Genomic DNA, 1198 nt, shown 5'->3' on the forward strand with positions numbered 1-1198 from the left:
CCCGGCAGTTGTTCCCACACTGCCGTGCGTCCCGTTTTTCCAACCATGTCGCCGAGGAAGAGAAGTCTCATATGATCCCGCACCGAATGTCAGCGAAGCAAAAGCTGCATGACGTCTGTGAAAAGATCATGCGTCCATTGCGCTTGTCTACAATTTTGGCGCGAAGCGGCGCAACCCACTCTCCGTGAGTATTTCCGGGATGACGACGTCGTGGTCCTCATCTGGCACCAGCCCCACCTCCTGGCAGTCGAAGGCGATGCCGATCAATCTGGGCGGCAGCCCCTTGTCGACCAGCTTGGCGATGGCGCGGTCGTAGTAGCCGGCACCATAGCCGATGCGATGGCCGCGCGCGTCGAAAGCGGCGAGCGGCACCAGCATCACCGTGGGGTCGAGCACCTCGGCCTCCTCATGCGGGCCGACAGTGCCGAAACCCATCTCGACCATCGGCGCGCCGCGCACCAATTCGCGAAAGACGATGGTGGTCTTGTCGAGGATCGCCGGCAGGCAAAGCCTGGCTCCCTTCTCGCGCAAGGCGAACATCAGCGGCCGGACGTCGACTTCCGAGCGCATCGGCCAGAAGCCGGAGACGATCTGACCCGGCTCGACAGCGAGGTGATCGCGCGCCGTCTCGGCCATTTCGAGGGCGATCTCCACTCGCCAGAATTCATCGAGCGCGTCGCGGCGCCCGAGTGCCTTGAGCCGAAGCTGCTTTTTCAGGTGTTTTGAGGATGTCATGTGCAGACGATAGAAAAGGTCAGATTTCGGTGGAGCTTTAGGAGCGACGTTTTCTACCGCATCATCCACCGAAAGACATGGATGCGTTGCGAAAAGTGACGATCCACACAACCGGTGGAGAGAGCGATCCCGGGAACCTACAAAGTAGGTGGGCGCCGTGTGAGAAAACCCACGGGTCTTCCCAGGGACAGCTCCCTAAGGATCGTTAAGGCCCCGGGGAAAATGTTCTCCTGCCGGGAAGCACAGACCGTCCCGACCAATATAGGCTGCTGGTCGGCTAAGCGCCAGAGAGATGACATTCTTTCCGTGGCGGATCCGCGCCCCTCGCTGCCGCCGACAAGCCACCCTTGCACAGGCGGAGCCGCGTCCTTACGGTCGTCATGACCAACCAAGAGCAATTCCAGGAAAAGTGTGGACGGTTTCCGTCCGGAATTGCGTCAAAACAAAGAGATAGAGCGGTTCG

Annotated in this window: 1 protein-coding gene and 1 other RNA gene; both read right to left on the minus strand. The window is 60.2% G+C overall.

Annotated elements, in window-relative coordinates:
* Nucleotides 1-147: 147 nt before the first annotated feature.
* Nucleotides 148-735, minus strand: a complete 588-nt coding sequence (locus tag ACXJ7R_RS33510) for a 5-formyltetrahydrofolate cyclo-ligase (RefSeq protein ID WP_457155536.1) — start codon at nt 733-735, stop codon at nt 148-150.
* Nucleotides 736-831: 96 nt separating this feature from the next.
* Nucleotides 832-987: non-coding RNA, 6S RNA (gene ssrS, locus ACXJ7R_RS33515), on the minus strand.
* Nucleotides 988-1198 lie beyond the last annotated feature (211 nt).

The sequence above is a fragment of the Mesorhizobium sp. P5_C1 genome, from assembly GCF_054049815.1.

Bases quoted from the DNA above. Each gene is read 5' to 3' on its own strand.
- ACXJ7R_RS33510 (WP_457155536.1), bottom strand. From the start codon at position 735: ATGACATCCTCAAAACACCTGAAAAAGCAGCTTCGGCTCAAGGCACTC.